Raw genomic sequence first — 17,489 nt, forward strand, 5'->3', positions numbered from 1 at the left:
GCTCTTTCAACGCTGAAGGAGATTCGTGGTGAGGAAGCGAAAGTTTCTGATGTTCGGGGTCGCCATGGCGGCGGGCCTCGTCATGGGGCTGGTCAGTGCCGTACCCGCCAGCGCGCACGGGGCGACGATGATGCCCGGTTCCCGAACCTACCTGTGCTACAAGCACAGCAGGGCGAGCACCGGGGAGATCAAACCGACCAACCCGGGCTGCAAGGCGGCGTTCGACAAGGCGGGCGCGACACCGTTCTACAACTGGTTCGCGGTATTGCGGTCCGACGGTGCGGGACGCATGCAGGGCTTCATTCCCGACGGGAAGCTGTGTGGCGGCAACGCGACGGTGTACGACTTCAGCGGGTTCGACACGGCCCGCTCCGACTGGCCGGTGACCCACCTGACGGCAGGCCGCAGCATCCAGGTCCGCTACAACATGTGGGCGGCCCACCCGGGCCGGTTCGACCTGTACATCACCAACAGCACCTACAGCCCGACCCAGCCGCTGCGCTGGAGCAACATCAACAGCACGCCGTTCAGCAGCGTGGTGAACCCACCCTCGTCCGGCTCGGTCGGTAGCGAGGAGGGGGCCTACACCTGGAACGCGACGCTGCCGTCCGGCATCTCCGGCAGGCACATCATCTACTCGGTGTGGACCCGCTCCGACAGCACCGAGACGTTCTACGGCTGCTCGGACGTCGTCTTCGACGGCGGCAGCGGCAACGTCACCTACTAGTGGTCGACCACGCGCCCCGTCGGCGGCCGGGGCGCGTTCTCGGTGGCACTACCCTGTAGGTCGTGACCTCGCCGCTCGTCGAGCTGCACGACGACCGGCTCGAACCGCACGGCGTCCGGCTGTACCTCAAGCGCGACGACCTCCTCCACCGCGACGTGCCCGGCAACAAGTGGCGCAAGCTCAGGCACAACCTCGCCGCGGCGACCGAGCAGGGCCACACGCGGCTGCTGACCTTCGGCGGCGCCTACTCCAACCACCTCCGCGCGGTCGCGGCGGCCGGACGGACCTTCGGCCTCACGACCGTGGGCGTGGTCCGCGGCGAGGAGCACCTGCCGCTCAACGACTCGCTGGCGTTCGCGACAGCCCGGGGCATGCACCTGACCTACCTGGACCGCGCCACCTACCGGCGCAAGACCGAGCCCGCCGTCCTCGCCGCACTGGTCGACGAGTTCGGCCCGTGCTTCGTCATCCCGGAGGGCGGCGCGAACGCCCACGGCGTACGCGGTTGCGCCGAACTGCCCGGCGAGCTGGACGTCGACTTCGACGTCGTCTGCGTCGCCTGCGGCACGGGCACCACGCTCGCGGGCGTCGCGGCGGGCCTGCGTGACGGCGGTCGTGCGCTCGGTTTCGCCGTGCTCAGGGGCGGCTTCCTCGACGAGGACGTGCGACTCCTGCAAGAACGGACCTTCGGCGTGGCACGCACGAACTGGTCCGTCGACCACGACTTCCACTTCGGCGGCTACGCGAGACGGACCCCCGAGCTGGACGAGTTCGTCGCCGACTTCACGGCACGGCACGCCGTGGTCCTCGACCGCGTCTACGAGGCCAAGATGATGTACGGCCTGCTGTCCCGCGTGCGGGCGGGTGCCTTCGCCGAGGGCACCCGCATCGTCGCGGTCCTGGGCTGACTCGTACTTTCGTCCGATCACGGCCGCCTGCGCGGCCCGTACCATGAATCGGTGTTCGACCTTCTTCGGTCCGTGTGGCGGGAGCCGCGGCCCACCCCCGGCCCGCCCCGGCTGTGGTGGGACTGGGTGCTGGTCTCGGTGCTGGCGACGGCCGCACTCCTCGAGGGGCTGCTGCGCCAGGACCTGTCGTGGCGCGTGCTGTCGCTCGTCATCTGCGTCGGGCTGGTCGCGACGTTGCTGTGGCGGCGGTCGCGGCCCCTGCTGATGGTCGCCATCGCGTTCGGGGTCTGCATGCTGGGCTCGGTCGTCGTCGGCGGCGACTTCCCGAAACAGGACGTCCTCGTCTACCTGGTGTTGCTGCCCTTCTCGCTGCTGCGGTGGGGATCCGGGCGCGACGCGGTGCTCGGTGCCGCGCTCATCCTCGCCAAGATCGGCTTCTCCGGCCTGCTCGGCTACCTGTCGCCCGGTGACACGCTCGCGGGTGTCGTCGTGGTCTTCGCGGTCATGGCGATCGGCGCCGCGTTCCGGTACCGGACGCGGGCACGGGCCCGCGAGCTGGACCAGGCGAAGCTGCTCGAACGCGAACGCTTGGCCCGCGACCTGCACGACACGGTCGCCCACCACGTCTCGGCCATGGCGATCCGCGCCCAGGCAGGCATCGCGACGGCCGCCACCGACCCGAACGCCGCCGTCGACGCACTGAAGATCATCGACGCCGAGGCGGCCCGAGCCCTCGACGAGATGCGCGGCATGGTCCGCATCCTGCGCACCGAGGACCCCGTGGCACTCACACCGGGCCCCCGCCTCACCGACCTCGAACGACTCGCGTCGACCAGCGATCCCAGGGTGGAGGTGACCGTCGAGGGCGGGGCGCAGGCAGTGGCGTCGCCGGTGGGCGCGGCGGTGTTCCGGCTGGCGCAGGAGGCCGTCACGAACGCCAGGCGCCACGCACGGCACGCGACCCGCATCGAGGTAAGGGTGGTCGTCGACGACACGTCGGTGCACGTCCGGGTCAGCGACGACGGCGAGCCGGGTCTGCTGCGCCCGTCCGGCGCCCCGGGCTACGGTCTCACCGGCATGATCGAACGCGCGAGCCTGCTGGGCGGCACCTGCGAGGCAGGCCCGAACGCGGACCGGGGATGGACGGTGAACGCCGTGCTACCGAGAACCGGCGTCTCGTGAAAGGATGCCCGGAACGCCAGCCCACCTGCGACTGGACGCACGAGTGGGACTCTCGCACGGGTTTCACACGGGTCCGGGGAGCAGGACGACCGGTTCGCTCGTTGCCATGTGGATAGCGTCGGGCAGGGCGGGCGAGGGGGTGACGTGACCATAAGCGTGCTCATCGCGGACGATCAGGAGATCGTCCGCACGGGGCTGGCCATGATCCTGGGCGCACAACCCGACATCGAGGTCGTCGCCACCGCGGAGGACGGCAAACAGGCGGTCGAACACGCCGGCAGGCTCCGCCCGGACGTGTGCCTGTTCGACATCCGGATGCCGGAGCTGGACGGCATCGAGGCCACCCGCAGGCTCGCGGGCCCGGACGTCGCCGACCCACTGGCAGTCGTGGTGATCACGACGTTCGACCTCGACGAGTACGTCTACGCAGCGCTGCGAGCGGGCGCACGCGGGTTCCTGCTGAAGAACGCGGGCATCGACATGCTGTCCCAGGCCGTGCACGCCGCCGCGAACGGCGACGCGCTCATCGCCCCCAGCGTCACCGCGCGGCTGCTGTCGACCTTCGCGAAGGCCGGGCCGTCGTCGTCCCCGGTCCAGCCCATCGACCCGCTCACCGACCGCGAGGAGCAGATCCTCGCGGCGGTCGCGCGTGGCCGCACCAACAACGAGATCGCCGGCGAGCTGTACATCACGCTGAGCACGGTGAAGTCACACATCACGAGCCTCATGACCAAGCTCGGCGCCCGCAACCGGGTCGAGATCGCGATGTGGGCGTACGAGACGAACCGCGTGCGGCCTGGGCGGTAGCCGAAAGTACGACCCGGCTCCCGGACGATAGGACGGCCCGATCGCGGCCCAACTTCCGATGAGCCGGGGCCCCTCGCGGCGGCACGATTTGCCGCATGACGACGACGGTTAGTCGCCCCACGACCCGGCGGCGGTGGCTGGTGCCTGCCGTGCTGATCACGTTCAGCGCCATCCCGGTAACCGCGGGCATCGTGCGTGTCGGTCAGCTGGTCGCGGGTGGACCCATCACCGAGGAGAGCGCCCGGTTCTTCGCCTCGCCGGTGCCGCTGATCCTGCACATCGTCGGCGCGACCACGTTCACCGTGCTCGGCGGGTTCCAGTTCTCGCGGAGTCTGCGGCGCCACCGGTGGCATCGGGTCGCCGGGCGGATCGTGATTCCGGCGGGTCTCGTCGCGGCGGCGGCCGCGTTGTGGATGGCGTTGTTCTACCCGAAGCCGCCCGGTGACGGCGCCCTGCTCGAGGTGTTCCGGCTGGTGTTCGGGACGTTCATGTTCGTCGCGCTCGTGCTCGGCTATCAGGCGATCCGGCGCCACGACGTCAGCGCGCACCGCGCCTGGCTGACCCGCGCCTACCTGGTCGGCATCGGCGCGGACACGCAGGCGGTGCTCACGGGGATCTACGTGGGTGCCGTCGGTCAGCCCGGCGTGACCGCCAGGGCGTTGTTGCTCGGCGGGGCGTGGGTGCTCAACCTCGCCGTCGCCGAAGTGATCATCCACAGGATGCGGAGGAGAACCCCGTGAAAGCGATCGTGCAGGACCGTTACGGCTCACCGGACGTGCTGGAGTTCCGGGCGGTGGACACCCCGGTGGCCGATGACGACGAGGTGCTCGTCGAGGTGCACGCGGCGTCGGTCAACGCCGCCGACTGGCACATCATGCGTGGCGACCCCTACATCGCGCGGCTCACGGGCTCGGGGGTCGGCGGGTTGCGTGCCCCGGCCTCGAAGATCCGGGGCTGTGACTTCGCGGGTCGGGTCGCGGCGACGGGCAGGAACGTCACCGGGTTCGAGCCGGGTGACGAGGTGTTCGGCGATCTCGGCCCGCGCGGCGGCACGTTCGCCGAGTTCGTGGCCGTGCCCGCGGGCCAGGTCGCGCACAAGCCGTCGAACCTGACGTTCGAGCAGGCCGCGGCGGTGCCCCTGGCCGCGAACACGGCGTTGATCGGTCTGCGGGACGACGCGAAGGTCCAGGCGGGGCAACGGGTTCTGATCAACGGCGCGTCCGGTGGGGTCGGCACGTTCGCGGTGCAGCTCGCGAAGTCCTACGGCGCCGAGGTGACCGCGGTGTGCAGCACGAGGAACGCGGCGCTGGTGCGGGATCTCGGCGCCGACCACGTCGTCGACTACACCCGCGAGGACTTCACGCGGAACGGGCGGCGCTACGACGTGCTGTTCGACCTGGTGGGCAACCATTCGCTCGGCGCGTTCCGGCGCGCGCTCACACCCGAGGGGGTGTTCCTGCTGTCGGGCGGCGGCACGTCGGAGGGCGGCAGCCTGGTCGGTCCGATGGGGTTGTTCGTCAAGGCGCAGCTGATGGCGCGCTTCGTCCGCCAGCGCCTGGTCACGGTGGTCGAGGTGCCGAGCAGTGCGAACCTGGTGGCGCTGCGGGAGCTGATCGAGGCAGGCGAGATCACCCCGGTGATCGACCGGATCTATCCGCTCGGTGAGGCCGCCGAGGCCATCCGGTACGTCGAGCGGGAGCATGCCCGCGCGAAGGTGGTCGTCACGGTGTGATCGTGCGCCGGCCGGCAAGCGCCTTTCCACCCCGTGGGAACGGTTGACCGTGCCGGCCGGCGCCTGCGAAGGTCGGTGCATGACCACCGGCACGACTCCCGTCGGCCGCCTGCACGTCGCGTTCCGCCTGCAGGCGAGCGCGAGCTGTCCGTCGCACTGACCGCGCCGTCCCCGGCGCTTGCGGCGAAGTGGCCGAGTGGTTAGGCAGTGGCCTGCAAAGCCTCGCACGCGGGTTCGAATCCCGTCTTCGCCTCGATCACGTCGTCTGAGTACCCTCGCTCATGCCCTACACGAGCCCCGTCGACGTCATGCTCCTCCTGGTCCGCGACGGGCGGGTCCTGCTCGCTCGGCGCCAGAACACCGGCTACGCCGACGGCCAGTGGAACCTGCCGTCCGGCAAGCTCGAGGATGGCGAGGACGTGGTTGCCGCGATCATCCGCGAAGCACGCGAGGAGATCGCGATCGAGCTGGGTCGCGGCGAGCTGGACATGGCCGCGGCGCTGCACTGCCGCCACCCGGACGGCCAGGCACGCGTCGGTTTCTTCTTCCACGCCCGCCGGTGGCGTGGCGAACCCGACAACGCCGAACCGCACAAGTGCTCGGAGATCGGCTGGTTTCCGCTCGACCGGCTCCCGGTGGACACCGTGCCCTACACCCGGGCCGGGATCGAGTTGTTCCTTCGCCGTGAGCCGTTCGGTCTGCACGGCTGGCCACCCATCGCCGAACCGGCGGTGGAGTGGTCTCAGCGATAGCTCACCTTGAACGTCCACGCCCGGTTGCCTGCGGCTCTGGCGGCGGCGGGCACGTCGATGACGAGACTGCCGTCCTGCCAGGTCCACCGCAGCGCGTGGTCGTAGCCGAGCATCGTGACCCGGTCGCCCGCGCGGATGGGCACGGGCGCGTCGACGACGACCTGGTCGCCTGGTTCTTCCAGTGACGTGATGTAGAAGGCGTCGTTCTGTTTCACGGTGAAGCGCAGCGGTCCCTGCGCGGCCATCCGCGACCAGTAGGTGGTGCCGTAGACGGATTCGCCGTTGACGCGCAGCCACTCGCCGGTCTCCCGTAGCCGTGTCCGCATGATGTCCGGGATGGAGCCGTCGGCACGCGGGCCGATGTCCAGCAGGAAGTTGCCGTTCTTGCTGGTGACGTCGACGAGCGTGTCCACGACCTCGTCGGCCGTCATGTACAGGTCGTCCGGCGTGGCCTGGTTGTAGCCGTAGGATCTCGGGTCGAGGCCTCGGCTCGCCTCCCACTTCCGCACGACCGTGTCCGGGTAGGTCGTGTACTCGGGGGTGGTGAAGTCGTGGGTGGGGATGCCGCAGCGGTCGTCGACCGTCACGTCCTTCGGCGAGGGCCGGTTCTTGGCGTGGTTGAAGTACTCCGCGAGGACTGTGCGGCTGTCGTTGTCGCCGCCGATGTCGCACCAGATCACGTCGGGGTCGTACTGTTCGACGATCTCCCGCATCTGTGGCGCCTGGTAGTCGTGCACGAAGTCGCGGCCGGGCTGGTACCCGGTGTAGGGCTCGGGCGCGCCCGTGTACGGGTTCCGGGGGCCGTGTCCCATCCACGGGCTGTCCGGGTTGTACCACTCGGGCATCGAGAAGTAGAGGCCGTTGCGCAGTTCCGGGGTGTACTCGCGTGACGCGGCGAACAGGTCGCCGACGAGGTCGCGGTGGGGTCCGAGGTCGACGGAGTCGCGGCCGGACACCGCGGAGTCGAAGAGCGCGAAACCCTCGTGGTGCTTGGCGGTGAGCACGTAGTACTTCGCGCCTGCGCCCTGGATCATCCGCACCCACGCGGCCGGGTCGAACCTCGCCGCGGTGAAGCCGGGGATGAAGTCGTCGTAGGCGAAGTCCTCGCCGTAGGTCTGCGCGTGGTGGGCGTGGACGGCGTTGTCGGGGTCCTCCATCCAGCGCCAGTACCACTCCGCGTACTGCTCCCCCGGCGGCGACCACGCGGGCACCGAGTACAGGCCCCAGTGGATGAAGATGCCGAACTTGGCGTCGTCGAACCAGTAGGGCGACTCGTGACCGCCGAGTGACGCGTCGGTCGCCTGGTAGTCCGCGACGCCGAGGGTGAACCGGACGGGTTGTTCGGCGCGCAGCCGTTTCCCGGTGACCACGACCTTTCCGTTGACGATCGTGTCGACGGGTGCGCCGGTGCGGGTGATGCCGATCCGCACGCGGGCCTCCTCGCCGGGGGCGAGTCTGCGGATGGTGGCGGGCTGGACGGTCCTGGCGCCGAACACCTCGGCGGACACCGAGACCGCGTCCTGTGTGGTGATCCACTCGTCGCCGAGGTTCACGACCGTGGCCTCGACGGCCTGGACGCCGCCGGTCAGGAGTTTCGGGGTGGACCGTGCGCCGCGTAGCGCGAGGAGCGTGCCGGTGGCGGCGGGCTGCAGGGTGAGCGCGAACACGTGGAGGCTGGACTCGTTGGGGCGCGGGGGGTTGGTGGTCGGCAGGGTGACGCCGACGGCGGCGCGGGAGGAGTCGAGCCAGATGCGCGCGACCGAGATGGACACCGGGTGTTGGTCGGTGCCGCCGTCCGGGGTGTACCGGAAGGGTGCGGCGATCTGGCCTGCGCCGCTGTACCAGTCGGGGCCGGCGAGGGAGGCGGTGGTCGTGGTGCCGTCGGTGTAGTGGACGGTCGCGGTGCCGGAGGCCATGCCGTAGCTGCCGGCGACGAGCAGGTACGCGCTGTGGTAGTGCCCTTCCGGCAGGTCGAGGCGTTGTCCCGTCGCGACGGCGTTGTTGTCGGCGCCCGCCGCCGCGCTCGGGAACGCGTAGGGGACACCGTCCACCGTGATCTGGCCGGTCGGCAGTGCCTCGGCGGGGAAGGTGTAGCCGGAGCCGTCGAAGCTGCCGTCTCGCGCGGACGCGGAGTCGATGCCGTCGTTGTCGAAGTAGCGGTCGATTGGTACGACGACCGGGGTGGGCGCGACGGCGTCCGGTGGCGCCGCGACAGCGGGCGCGGGCACGATTCCGCAGAGGAAAGCGGTTGCGGCAAGCAGGGACAGGGTGAGCCTCGGTCGCGGTCGCATACACACTCCAACGGGTGCAGCCCTCAGCCATCCGATGATTCGATGCTGCTGGAGTCGACCACGTGAAGTCAAGGGTGGCTTACGCGACGAGCATGTAGCTCATGCCGAGCGCCATGAAGATCTGGCATGTCGCTGTCAGCCGGGGCGCGGTGAGCAGGGCGGGCACGCGGGCGTCGCACGAGGGGGTGGCACGTACCGCCCGGATCCCCAGAATTGTTGCGTGCACAACGAAGTATGTCGCGAATCCCCACCCGACGACCGGCAGTGCGAGGTCCGCGTCGTGCATCCCGGGCATCCACGGTGCGGCCATCCCGTGGTGGCCGTCGCCGCTCGGCATCGCCGTGAGCATGTAGAGCATGGCGAGCCCGGCGACGGCGTGGTGCAGGCTGCCGCCGTGCCAGCCGACGTCGGCGGCCTGGGAATGCCTTTGTCTCAGCCACGAGGCCGCGAACCACGACGTGCTCACGAGGAACGCCGTCTGCCAGCCCGCGACCGGGATGGGGCCGCCGACCGGCGAGCACATGACGGCCATGCCCGCGCACATCATGCCGTGGCCGACGTCGGTCGCCCGGTGGCAGCCGAGGTAGATGCCCGGCACGTGCCGGGCGCGTGCCAGTCGGAACACGCAGTATGCCGCCACGGCAAGGAAGAGGATGGTGAGTGTCCAGCGCAACCAGTCCGGACCGGCCATGTCGGTGACGCTCCCAGGTAGGCCACGACAGGGGAAGCACGACGCGGCCCCCGGGATGCGGGAGACCGGGGCCGCTGTGCAGATAGTGCGCGTTCGGTCGGGGGCGACGACCGAAGGAGGGTGGCGCTCGGGTCAGCAGAGGTTGGACAGCCGCGTGCGGTGCAGCTCGGCGGCGCGGCCGGCACTCTCCGAGTGGATGCGGCAGTGCTCGCTGCGATCGGCGGCGATGCCCGCCGCGTCGAGCGCGGCGCGGGTGGCGCTGAGGACGCCACCACCGCCCGCTTCGTAGGATTTCCTGGCGGTGGTCATGACGTATTTCCCTTCTCCTGACGAGAAGTTCGAGAAAGTGCGTCACCGTTGCCGGCTTCCAGGTGATGACCCTGATCCTGGTCAGGCACCCCCGCCATGTCAACTCGCCGTGGCAATCAGGGGACTCCGCTGCGCGGTGCGCCCTGCACGGCCGTAGACCCCGACGGCCATGATCAGTAGCCCGCGGTAGTCCGCCGGGAACCAGAGAGTGATCCTCTCCGACTACTCTCATGAGGCCTTCCCGAAGCGATCATGAAGAATTCACACCGGAGAGGTGACGAGATGCGACGACTACGCCTGCGCTGCGAGGACTGTGGGGAGGTGACACTGCCGGCGAGCGACGTCATCGTCTCCGGTGCGGCCGAACCAGGCCGGGTGAACTGTTCGTTCCGCTGTCCCGTGTGCGGCGGCGCCAGCGAGCAGGGCTGCGACGTCGCGGCCGGCAGACTGCTGTTGATGGGCGGCGCGAGGACGAGACCGGCAGCCGAGCCCGTGGCGCCGCCTATCGGTCTCGCGGACCTGGTACTGCTGCGTGAGCTGCTGAACCGTCCCGACTTCGTGGACATCATGGCGAAGAAAGGCTGACGCGAGCCGTTCGTCGCCCGGACTCATCCTCGATGGACATATCGTCGGATGGCGATCCGGAAAGTCGCGCGCGTTCAGGACCGTTCCCGAGTAGACGCCCACCACCCGTTCGTGCGACCCACGTTCCGGCGCGTAGGTGACAACGACGTCACCTACGCGCTCACCTCGTGCCAGTGGCCGTCAGGAGTAGCCGAGTGCGGCGGCCAGCATCGGCCGCAGGCTCCTGGCGAACTCCAGGTTCATGTGGTTCTCGTCGAAGTACACCGCGACGCCGCCGACGACCGCGTAGCACTTCTGCTTGTCACAGAAGCGATCCGTGAGGTCGACGACCGACACCGCCGGGTTGTCGAGTGCCCGCGCGGCCTCGACGAGCGGGTCCGGCGGCTGGGCGACCGACCGGTCCACCGCACACTGCGCGGGGTCGCTCTCGTGCAGCGTCACGCAGTCCGCCGACCGCACGTCCCCGTTGAGCGGCGGGTCGGCGAGCACGGTCACGTCCGCACCGGCGTGGGTCCACGCGCCCACGTACGGCTCGATGCCGTCGCGGTACTGCTCCGCCGCCGGGCGCCCGCTGCCGTCGTCGACGTTCTCCTTGCGTGCGAAGAAGGACATGAACACGCGGGCCGGGCGCTCCGCCGCGATGGCGTCGGTCATCCGCTGGGTCCAGTCGGCGCACACCTCCCGCGCCTCCTCGGTGGCCTCCGTCCGGTACCCGGTGAAGTCCACCTTCGCGAACGGGCAGCCGCCGAGGGTCGCGGACTTGAACACCCAGTGGTGCGCACGTGCGAGGTCGACGAGCGGCCCCTGCCACTGCACGGCGTGGGAGTCGCCGACGAGGTACACGACCTCGGGGTCCGGTGCGCCGCCGCTGAAGTCGCACACGTTGGTGGTCTTCGTGTCGCCCGCCATGTTGTCGTCGAGCAGGCGGCACTCGGACGGGAGCTGGTAGTACTCGTTGGCGGGGCCCATGGCCGTGACCCGCGCGGGCCTGAACGGGTCCGCGCAGCCGCCGGACATCGCGTCGGCGCCGTGGCACCGCTCGACCGGCGACGGCGCCTCCCGCGCGGCTTGGGCGACGTGCCGGTCGTAGGTCCAGCCCAGCGTGAGCGAGGCGCCGACGATGGCGACCAGCCCGAGCACCATGGCCGCGAACGTGAGCGGGGTGCTGCGGGCGAGTGGCTTCCACGTCCGGCCGCGGTCCTCGACGATGATCTTGGTGAGGTACGACAGGATCAGCGCCGCGGCGAGGAGCGCGAGCGTGTCGGGCAGTGTGAGCGTCCTGCCGAGCGCGAAGGGGGCGAGCAGGAGCAGCGGCCAGTGCCACAGGTAGAGCGAGTAGCTGATGTCGCCGAGCCACTGCAGTGGCCGCAGTGCGAGGAACCCGGTGTGCCAGCCCTGGTTCCCCGCGAGGATCACGAGCGCGGTGCCGGTGGTCGGCACGAGCGCGAGGTAGCCGGGGAAGACGGTCGTCTGGTCGTATACGACCGCCGAGCCGACGATCATGAGAAGCCCCACGGTCGCGACGAGGCCCGCGACCCTGGTGGGGATGGCGAGTCGTGCCCCCGCGAGCGCGACGACCGCGCCGAGCGCGAACTCCCACATCCGGCCGGGGGTGACGAAGTAGGCCTCGCTCGGCGAGGTGGCGGTGAAGTAGACGCAGAACGCGAGCGACGCGGCACCGACCGTGACCACGCCGACGCGGCGGTACCTGAAGCACAGCAGGAGGAACACCGGCCACACGAGGTAGAACTGCTCCTCGACCGACAGCGACCAGTAGTGCTGGGTGAGGCTCGCGGCCGTGTCGGCGGCTGAGTAGTTCACCGACTCCGCGGCGAGCAGCCAGTTCTCGCCGTAGAGCGCGCTGGCGATGACGTGCTGCGCGGTGGCCGCCCACCTCGGGTACGGCAGCAGGAAGTAGGAGGCGACCACGGCGAACCCGAGTACGAGGAACGCGGCGGGCAGCAGGCGCCGGACGCGGCGGGCGTAGAACCGGCCGAGGCGGACGCGCCCGGTGTCGGTGAGCTCGCGGCCGAGGTGCCCGGTGATGAGGAACCCGGAGATCACGAAGAACACGTCGACGCCGACGTAGCCGCCGGTGAGCCCGTGGGGCCAGAGGTGGTTCGCCACGACGGCCAGCACGGCGACGGCCCGCAGCGCCTGGATGTCGGTGCGGAAGCCGTTCGCCGCCTTCGGGACGCGGACACGGAGCATGATCCGGCGCGTTCTGGCGTTCGCGTTCGCGTGCTCGAGCGTGTCGGTCATCCCGTGACCCCGATGCCCGGGGGGCGGGTGCGGCCGCCCACCGCCGTCACTTGCTGTAACGGGACCACCGCGAGCATCACCCTTCGCATCCATCCCCCTCCTCGCCCGTGGTCACCGACACCACGCCCGACCACTGCGAGTCGTTGCCTCGTCCCTCGAAATTCATCCTTTCGAGCGCGATCGACGAGATTACCCGGCAACCCCGCCCGGCTGGTCATCGGGCGCGGCGTGGCCGGGGTTACGCCCGCCCGGCAGTCGACCGGCGGAGCGAGCGTCACGGGGCGACCGGTACAGGCCGTCGCGTCGGGGTGTGGGCGGGATCGTAATGTGTTCCAGGGCACACCTACGAGCAGGGACGCACGTCATGGAGCGCTACACCGCCGAGCCGGCGCTGGAGACGAGGGCCGAGCACGCCGAGGGTCCCGCCTGGGACGCCCGCAGGGACGAACTGCTCTGGGTCGACCAGTTCGCGGGCCTCGTCCACCGCGGCCGGTGGCACGACGGCCTGGAGGTCGTCCGCACCTACGAGCTGGGCATGCCGGTCGGCGCCGTGGTCCCGACCGGTGATCCCGACGGTGGCTGGCTGTGTGCCGCCGGTCGCGGGTTCGCCCGCCTCGACCTCGACGGGACCGTCACCGTGCTCGCCGAGCGGGAGCACGACGGCAACCGCATGAACGACGGCAAGTGCGACCCGCACGGCCGGTTCTGGGCGGGCAGCATGGCGTGGTCCAAAGAGGACGGCGCGGGCTCGCTGTACCGGATGGACGGTGACGGCTCGGTGACCACCGTGCTGCGTGACGTCACCATCTCCAACGGCATGGCGTGGACGCGCGACCGCATGTACTACATCGACACCCCGACACAGCGGGTCGACGTGTTCGACTTCGCGCCGGACGGCGGGATCTCCGACCGGCGCGCGGCCTTCGCCGTCGGCGGCGGGGCGCCGGACGGCATGTGCGTGGACGACGAGGGCTGCCTGTGGGTCGCGTTGTGGGGCGGCAGCGGGGTGCGGCGCTACTCCCCGGCAGGCGAGACGCTCGCGTTCGTCGACGTGGCCGCCCCGCAGGTGTCCAGCTGCGCCTTCGCGGGCGACCGCCTGTTCGTCACCACGTCCCGGGAGGGCTACGACGAGGAGGACAGCGCCCGCTATCCGCACGCGGGCAAGGTCTTCACCGTTCGGCTGCCCGTCGGCGGCCCGCCGGCCCGACCAGCCGCGTAGCCCGGGTGGTCATTGACAAGACCGGCACCCGACAGCCAGTCTGGGAGCGCTCCCAGACCCTGCTGTCGACGAGGACAGGTCCATGAGACGTTCGCGCCCTGCCGCATTACTGGTGTTCGCTCTCGCCGGGTTCGGGATGGTGGGTGGGCCACCCGCCACCGCCGCCCCGGCCGGGGTCGACGTCGTCGTCAACGCGCGCGCCGGCCTGGAAACCGTCAGCCCCACGGCACTGGGGGTCAACCACGCGGTCTGGGACACCGAGCTGGGCACCCCGGCCGTCGCCGACCTGCTGAAGAACGCGGGTGTGCGGGCCATGCGCTACCCGGGCGGCTCGTACTCCGACATCTACCACTGGCGCGACAACACCGCGCCCGGCGGCTACGTCGCGCCCAACACCGACTTCGACCACTTCATGGCCGGGGTGCGCCGCGCGGGCGGGCAGCCGGTGGTGACCGCCAACTACGGCACCGGCACCCCGCAGGAGGCGGCCGACTGGGTGCGCTACGCCAACGTCGAGAAGGGCTACGGCGTCAGGTACTGGGAGATCGGCAACGAGAACTACGGCAACGGCCACTACGGCTCCGCCTGGGAGGCCGACGACCACCCGGACAAGTCGCCCGCCCAGTACGCGACCCTCGTCCGCGACTACGCGCAGGCCATGAAGGCCGTCGACCCGAGCATCAAGATCGGGGCCGTGCTCACCACCCCGGGCGAGTGGCCGGACGGGATCACCGCGGAGGGTGACGCCGGGCCGTGGAACCAGGTCGTGCTCTCGATCGCCGGGCCTGTCGTCGACTTCGCGATCGTGCACTGGTACCCGGCAGGCGCGTCCGGACCGGAGGTCCTGCCCAAGACCGACCGCGTGGCCGACCAGGTCCAGCTGCTGCGCAGGCAGATGCGCCAGTACGCGAACAAGGACCTCGGCATCGCGATGACCGAGCTGAACACCTCCTACGGCCGCAACACCCAGCCGGGCGCGTTGTTCGCGGCCGACTCCTACGCGACGCTCATGGCCAACGGCGTGTTCAACATCGACTGGTGGAACGTCCACAACGGCATCGCCGAGACGTCCACGATCGCCGGGCAACCGGACTACAACGACTTCGGCCTGCTCTCCAGCGGCGGCTGCACCACCGACGGCAGCGTGTGCGAGCCCGCGGTCAACACACCGTTCGCGCCGTACCACGCACTGTCGATGCTCTCGACGTTCGCGGGCCCCGGCGACCAGCTGGTTCCCGCCGAGGTCACCGACCCGCTCGTCAAGGTGCACGCGGCCCGCCGCACCGACGGCGGCCTCTCCGTGCTGCTGGCCAACGAGGACCCGGACAACACCAAGGCGGTCACGCTCGGCTACACCGGGTACACGCCGTCGACGACCGCGCAGGTGCTCACCTACGGCAACGGCAACACGGCCATCACCACCGGATCGGGATCCGCCAGGTCGGTGACGCTCGCCCCGTACTCGCTGACCACGCTGGTGCTGCGGCCGACCGCGCAGACCACCCTGCCGCCGACGCCGGCCCGGCCGCTGGCCACCGACGTCACCGACCGGGCCGCCACCATCACGTGGCCGACCCCGCCCCCGGGGAGCGGCAGCCTCAAGTACGAGCTGCACCGCCAGGTCGGCACGACCACCCAGCAGTGGGGCGAGACGACCGGCCAGTCGTTCCGGGTCACCAACCTGCAGCCCGCGACCCAGTACACCGTCAACCTGGTCGCCAGGGACACGGCCGGGCGGCTGTCGTGGGCCTCGCCGCCGCTGACGTTCCAGACCGCGACACCAGCGACGTCCACGTGCACCGTCGGATTCGCGAAGACCACCGACTGGGGCAACGGGTACGTCGCGAGCGTCGACATCACGAACGACACCGACCACCCGGTCGGCCCGTGGGAGCTGACGTTCACCTGGCCGAGGGCGTGGCAGCGCCTGGACAGCGGCTGGAACGCCACGTGGTCGCAGGTCGGCGACACCGTGCACGTGGTGGGTGAGACCGCGCTGGCCGCGGGCGCGACGTGGAACGTCGGGTTCGTCGGCGCCTACTCCGGACCGGACGTGACCCCGGTCGCGTTCCGGCTGAACGGCACGCTCTGCGCCACCTGAGCCGGACGGCGTTGTGCCCCAACGGGACGACCCGTTGGGGCACAACCTTCCCCACCGGCCGGTCAGTGACCGCCGTGATGGCCTCCCGGGTGGATGTGGAAACGAGCCACCTCGGGCGGGTGCACCACGAACGGGCGCATCATGCCCTCGTCCTCGTGGTCGAGGATGTGGCAGTGGTACATGAACTCACCGGTGGCGCCGGTGAACTGACCCGCCACCGTGACCCACTCGCCCGCCCTCACCTGGAACGTGTCGCGCCAGCCCTCCTCGTGCTTCTCGATCGGGGTGCCCGGTCCCGGCGCGGGCAGCGGCGCCGTCGTGCCGCCCACGGGCACGTCGAGGCCCGGCACGTTCCCGCCCGACAGCGGGTACGCCTTCCTCGTCAGCAGCTGGAACTGCGACATGTGGATGTGGATCGGGTGTGCCGGTCCGCCGAGGTGGACCAGGTTCCACACCGCCCAGCGGCCGTGGTCGACGAAGAACGTCGTCGTGTCGTCGAACAGGCTCGCGACCTTGCGGAACGTCCGCACCTCACCCGAGTTGGGGTCCGTCAGCTGGATGACGCCCGCCGCCGGGAACTCCGTCGGCATCTCCGCCGGGTCGGTGACCTCCTGCAGCTCCCACATCTGCGGGTGGGCCTCACCGGCCGAGCCGGGCGGCAGCAGGCCGACGAACACGTGGTCGTGGTCGTCGGGCACCGTCGTGCCGTGCTCCAGCCGCACGTAGGACTTCGACAGCGTCTCCGGCAGCTCGAACGGGTCGTGCCGGTCGCGGTGCTCGACCCGGAACTCCATGAGGTCCGGCTCGACCGGGCCGCCGACCGGGACGTTCGTGTTCGTGAGCCGCAGCCTGGCGCCCCTGAACCGGCCGAAGTCGACCAGCACGTCCAGCCGCTCGGCGGGCGCCAGCTCGATGCCCGCGGCGGGCAGCTGGACCGGCGCGGGCAGCAGGCCGCCGTCGGTGCCGATGATCCGGACGGCGTCGTTGTGGTTGGCGCCTGCCTCGTCGACCAGGTTCAGCCGGTAGAACCGCGAGTTCGCCGTGTTGACGACGCGGAACCGGTACCAGCGCGCGTCGACGTCCAGGTGCGGCCAGAGCACGCCGTTGACCAGGTTGAACGGCCCGGTGACCGGGATGATGACCCCCGGCGCCACCTCGGCCGGCTTGAACAGCAGCTGCCCGGTGAGCGCCCCCGTCACCGGGTCGGTGTCGAGGTTGCGGTCGGTGATGAGCAGCGGGATCTCGTGGTCACGCCCGGGCAGGTCGAGGCCGTCCTCCTCCTCGTCGCGGATCAGGTACATCCCGGCGAGGCCTGCGTGGACGTTGAACCTGGTCACGGCCATCGCGTGGTCGTGGTACCAGAGCGTGGTCGACTGCTGCCCGTTCGGGTACTCGGTGAGCTGCGCGTGACCACGCAGCGTCGCGTTGTGCGCCCAGCCGTCGTTGCCCGCGTTGGTCATGGCGCCGTGCAGGTGCACGACGGTCCACGACGGCAGCTCGGCGACCCCCTCGATGAGCTTGTGGCCGGCGCGCAGCGTGCCGTCCGCGTTGCGGTAGCCGGGCACGTTCGCCGCCGAGGGCGGTGCGCTCACGGCCACCAGCGGAATGGTGCCGTCGATGTCGTTGCTCCACGCCACGCGCAGCCGCTTGCCGCTGCGAACCTCGATGGTGGGCCCGGGGAACTGGCCCTCGTACGCCCACACCGTGGTTACCGGCAGCTGTGAATGCAACCGCACGCCGGCCCTCGTCATGCTGATCGCGATCTCTTCCTGGTGCCACCACGAATGCGGCCGGATCACCGGCGGAATTCGCAGCGGGTCGAGAAACTTCGTCAACCCGTAATGCGGCGCGACGGGCGCGGCCGTTGTCGTCGGTTGTGTGATGACCTCCGTCATCGATTCCTCCTGCTTCCTGCGTCGATTA

At 70.4% G+C, this 17,489-nt stretch carries 15 protein-coding genes and 1 tRNA gene; 11 read left to right on the plus strand and 5 right to left on the minus strand.

Annotation, left to right across the window (positions count from 1 at the left end; translation table 11 throughout):
• The first annotated feature begins 28 nt into the window (after positions 1 to 28).
• From CLV71_RS07935 to CLV71_RS07970, 8 genes are all read left to right on the plus strand, one after another.
• Entirely contained in the window at positions 29 to 727 is a 699-nt protein-coding gene (locus CLV71_RS07935) for a lytic polysaccharide monooxygenase auxiliary activity family 9 protein (RefSeq protein WP_243866291.1), read from the plus strand.
• A 62-nt stretch (positions 728 to 789) separates the two neighbouring features.
• Positions 790 to 1,635, plus strand: a complete 846-nt coding sequence (locus CLV71_RS07940) for a 1-aminocyclopropane-1-carboxylate deaminase/D-cysteine desulfhydrase (RefSeq protein ID WP_133901991.1) — start codon at positions 790 to 792, stop codon at positions 1,633 to 1,635.
• A gap of 51 nt (positions 1,636 to 1,686) precedes the next feature.
• Positions 1,687 to 2,817: a sensor histidine kinase gene (locus CLV71_RS07945; protein WP_133901992.1), complete on the plus strand. Its 1,131-nt coding sequence runs from the start codon at positions 1,687 to 1,689 to the stop codon at positions 2,815 to 2,817.
• A gap of 144 nt (positions 2,818 to 2,961) precedes the next feature.
• Entirely contained in the window at positions 2,962 to 3,624 is a 663-nt protein-coding gene (locus CLV71_RS07950; protein WP_133901993.1) for a response regulator, read from the plus strand.
• Between the two features lie 95 nt (positions 3,625 to 3,719).
• The gene (locus tag CLV71_RS07955) at positions 3,720 to 4,364 is read left to right on the plus strand and encodes a DUF2306 domain-containing protein (protein ID WP_133901994.1); all 645 of its coding nucleotides are present in this window, start codon (positions 3,720 to 3,722) and stop codon (positions 4,362 to 4,364) included.
• Positions 4,361 to 5,356, plus strand: coding sequence for an NAD(P)-dependent alcohol dehydrogenase (locus tag CLV71_RS07960; protein ID WP_133901995.1), 996 nt, complete (start codon positions 4,361 to 4,363; stop codon positions 5,354 to 5,356). The genes CLV71_RS07955 and CLV71_RS07960 overlap by 4 nt, the downstream gene beginning before the upstream one ends.
• Before the next feature lie 182 nt (positions 5,357 to 5,538).
• Positions 5,539 to 5,609 (plus strand) — tRNA-Cys (locus CLV71_RS07965).
• Between the two features lie 28 nt (positions 5,610 to 5,637).
• Positions 5,638 to 6,108 carry an NUDIX hydrolase gene (locus tag CLV71_RS07970; RefSeq protein ID WP_133901996.1) on the plus strand — a complete coding sequence of 157 codons (471 nt, stop codon included), beginning with the start codon at positions 5,638 to 5,640 and terminating at the stop codon, positions 6,106 to 6,108.
• On the opposite strand, the gene CLV71_RS07975 is transcribed toward CLV71_RS07970, so the two are convergent.
• The 3 genes from CLV71_RS07975 to CLV71_RS47545 form a co-directional block, all read right to left on the minus strand.
• Entirely contained in the window at positions 6,099 to 8,399 is a 2,301-nt protein-coding gene (locus tag CLV71_RS07975) for an alpha-L-fucosidase (protein ID WP_133901997.1), read from the minus strand. The genes CLV71_RS07970 and CLV71_RS07975 overlap by 10 nt on opposite strands.
• A gap of 79 nt (positions 8,400 to 8,478) precedes the next feature.
• A complete protein-coding gene (locus CLV71_RS07980; RefSeq protein ID WP_133901998.1) occupies positions 8,479 to 9,090 on the minus strand; it encodes a DUF5134 domain-containing protein in 612 nt (203 codons plus the stop codon).
• A 132-nt stretch (positions 9,091 to 9,222) separates the two neighbouring features.
• Entirely contained in the window at positions 9,223 to 9,399 is a 177-nt protein-coding gene (locus CLV71_RS47545; RefSeq protein ID WP_166663998.1) for a hypothetical protein, read from the minus strand.
• Positions 9,400 to 9,681: 282 nt separating this feature from the next.
• Between CLV71_RS47545 and CLV71_RS07985 the strand changes: the two genes are divergently transcribed.
• On the plus strand, positions 9,682 to 9,984 hold the full coding sequence (locus CLV71_RS07985; RefSeq protein WP_133901999.1) for a hypothetical protein: 303 nt from the start codon (positions 9,682 to 9,684) through the stop codon (positions 9,982 to 9,984).
• Between the two features lie 180 nt (positions 9,985 to 10,164).
• Here CLV71_RS07985 and CLV71_RS07990 read toward each other — a convergent pair whose 3' ends face one another.
• The gene (locus tag CLV71_RS07990; protein WP_166663999.1) at positions 10,165 to 12,246 is read right to left on the minus strand and encodes an acyltransferase family protein; all 2,082 of its coding nucleotides are present in this window, start codon (positions 12,244 to 12,246) and stop codon (positions 10,165 to 10,167) included.
• Between the two features lie 364 nt (positions 12,247 to 12,610).
• On the opposite strand from CLV71_RS07990, the gene CLV71_RS07995 reads away from it, so the two are divergent.
• Positions 12,611 to 13,465 (plus strand): SMP-30/gluconolactonase/LRE family protein, encoded by an 855-nt coding sequence (locus CLV71_RS07995; RefSeq protein WP_133902001.1) that lies wholly within the window; start codon positions 12,611 to 12,613, stop codon positions 13,463 to 13,465.
• 82 nt (positions 13,466 to 13,547) lie between these two features.
• Complete coding sequence (locus CLV71_RS08000) at positions 13,548 to 15,566, plus strand: cellulose binding domain-containing protein (protein WP_133902002.1); 2,019 nt, start codon at positions 13,548 to 13,550, stop codon at positions 15,564 to 15,566.
• Positions 15,567 to 15,628: 62 nt separating this feature from the next.
• Here the strand turns inward: CLV71_RS08000 and CLV71_RS08005 are convergent, their stop codons facing one another.
• Entirely contained in the window at positions 15,629 to 17,461 is a 1,833-nt protein-coding gene (locus CLV71_RS08005) for a multicopper oxidase family protein (RefSeq protein WP_133902003.1), read from the minus strand.
• Between the last annotated feature and the right edge of the window lie 28 nt (positions 17,462 to 17,489).

This window comes from Actinophytocola oryzae (assembly GCF_004364325.1).
Classification (GTDB): domain Bacteria; phylum Actinomycetota; class Actinomycetes; order Mycobacteriales; family Pseudonocardiaceae; genus Actinophytocola; species Actinophytocola oryzae.

Bases quoted from the DNA above. Each gene is read 5' to 3' on its own strand.
- CLV71_RS47545 (WP_166663998.1), bottom strand. From the start codon at position 9,399: ATGACCACCGCCAGGAAATCCTACGAAGCGGGCGGTGGTGGCGTCCTC.
- CLV71_RS07955 (WP_133901994.1), top strand. From the start codon at position 3,720: ATGACGACGACGGTTAGTCGCCCCACGACCCGGCGGCGGTGGCTGGTG.
- CLV71_RS07985 (WP_133901999.1), top strand. From the start codon at position 9,682: ATGCGACGACTACGCCTGCGCTGCGAGGACTGTGGGGAGGTGACACTG.
- CLV71_RS07990 (WP_166663999.1), bottom strand. From the start codon at position 12,246: ATGACCGACACGCTCGAGCACGCGAACGCGAACGCCAGAACGCGCCGG.
- CLV71_RS08000 (WP_133902002.1), top strand. From the start codon at position 13,548: ATGAGACGTTCGCGCCCTGCCGCATTACTGGTGTTCGCTCTCGCCGGG.
- CLV71_RS07995 (WP_133902001.1), top strand. From the start codon at position 12,611: ATGGAGCGCTACACCGCCGAGCCGGCGCTGGAGACGAGGGCCGAGCAC.
- CLV71_RS07980 (WP_133901998.1), bottom strand. From the start codon at position 9,090: ATGGCCGGTCCGGACTGGTTGCGCTGGACACTCACCATCCTCTTCCTT.
- CLV71_RS07975 (WP_133901997.1), bottom strand. From the start codon at position 8,399: ATGCGACCGCGACCGAGGCTCACCCTGTCCCTGCTTGCCGCAACCGCT.
- CLV71_RS08005 (WP_133902003.1), bottom strand. From the start codon at position 17,461: ATGACGGAGGTCATCACACAACCGACGACAACGGCCGCGCCCGTCGCG.
- CLV71_RS07970 (WP_133901996.1), top strand. From the start codon at position 5,638: ATGCCCTACACGAGCCCCGTCGACGTCATGCTCCTCCTGGTCCGCGAC.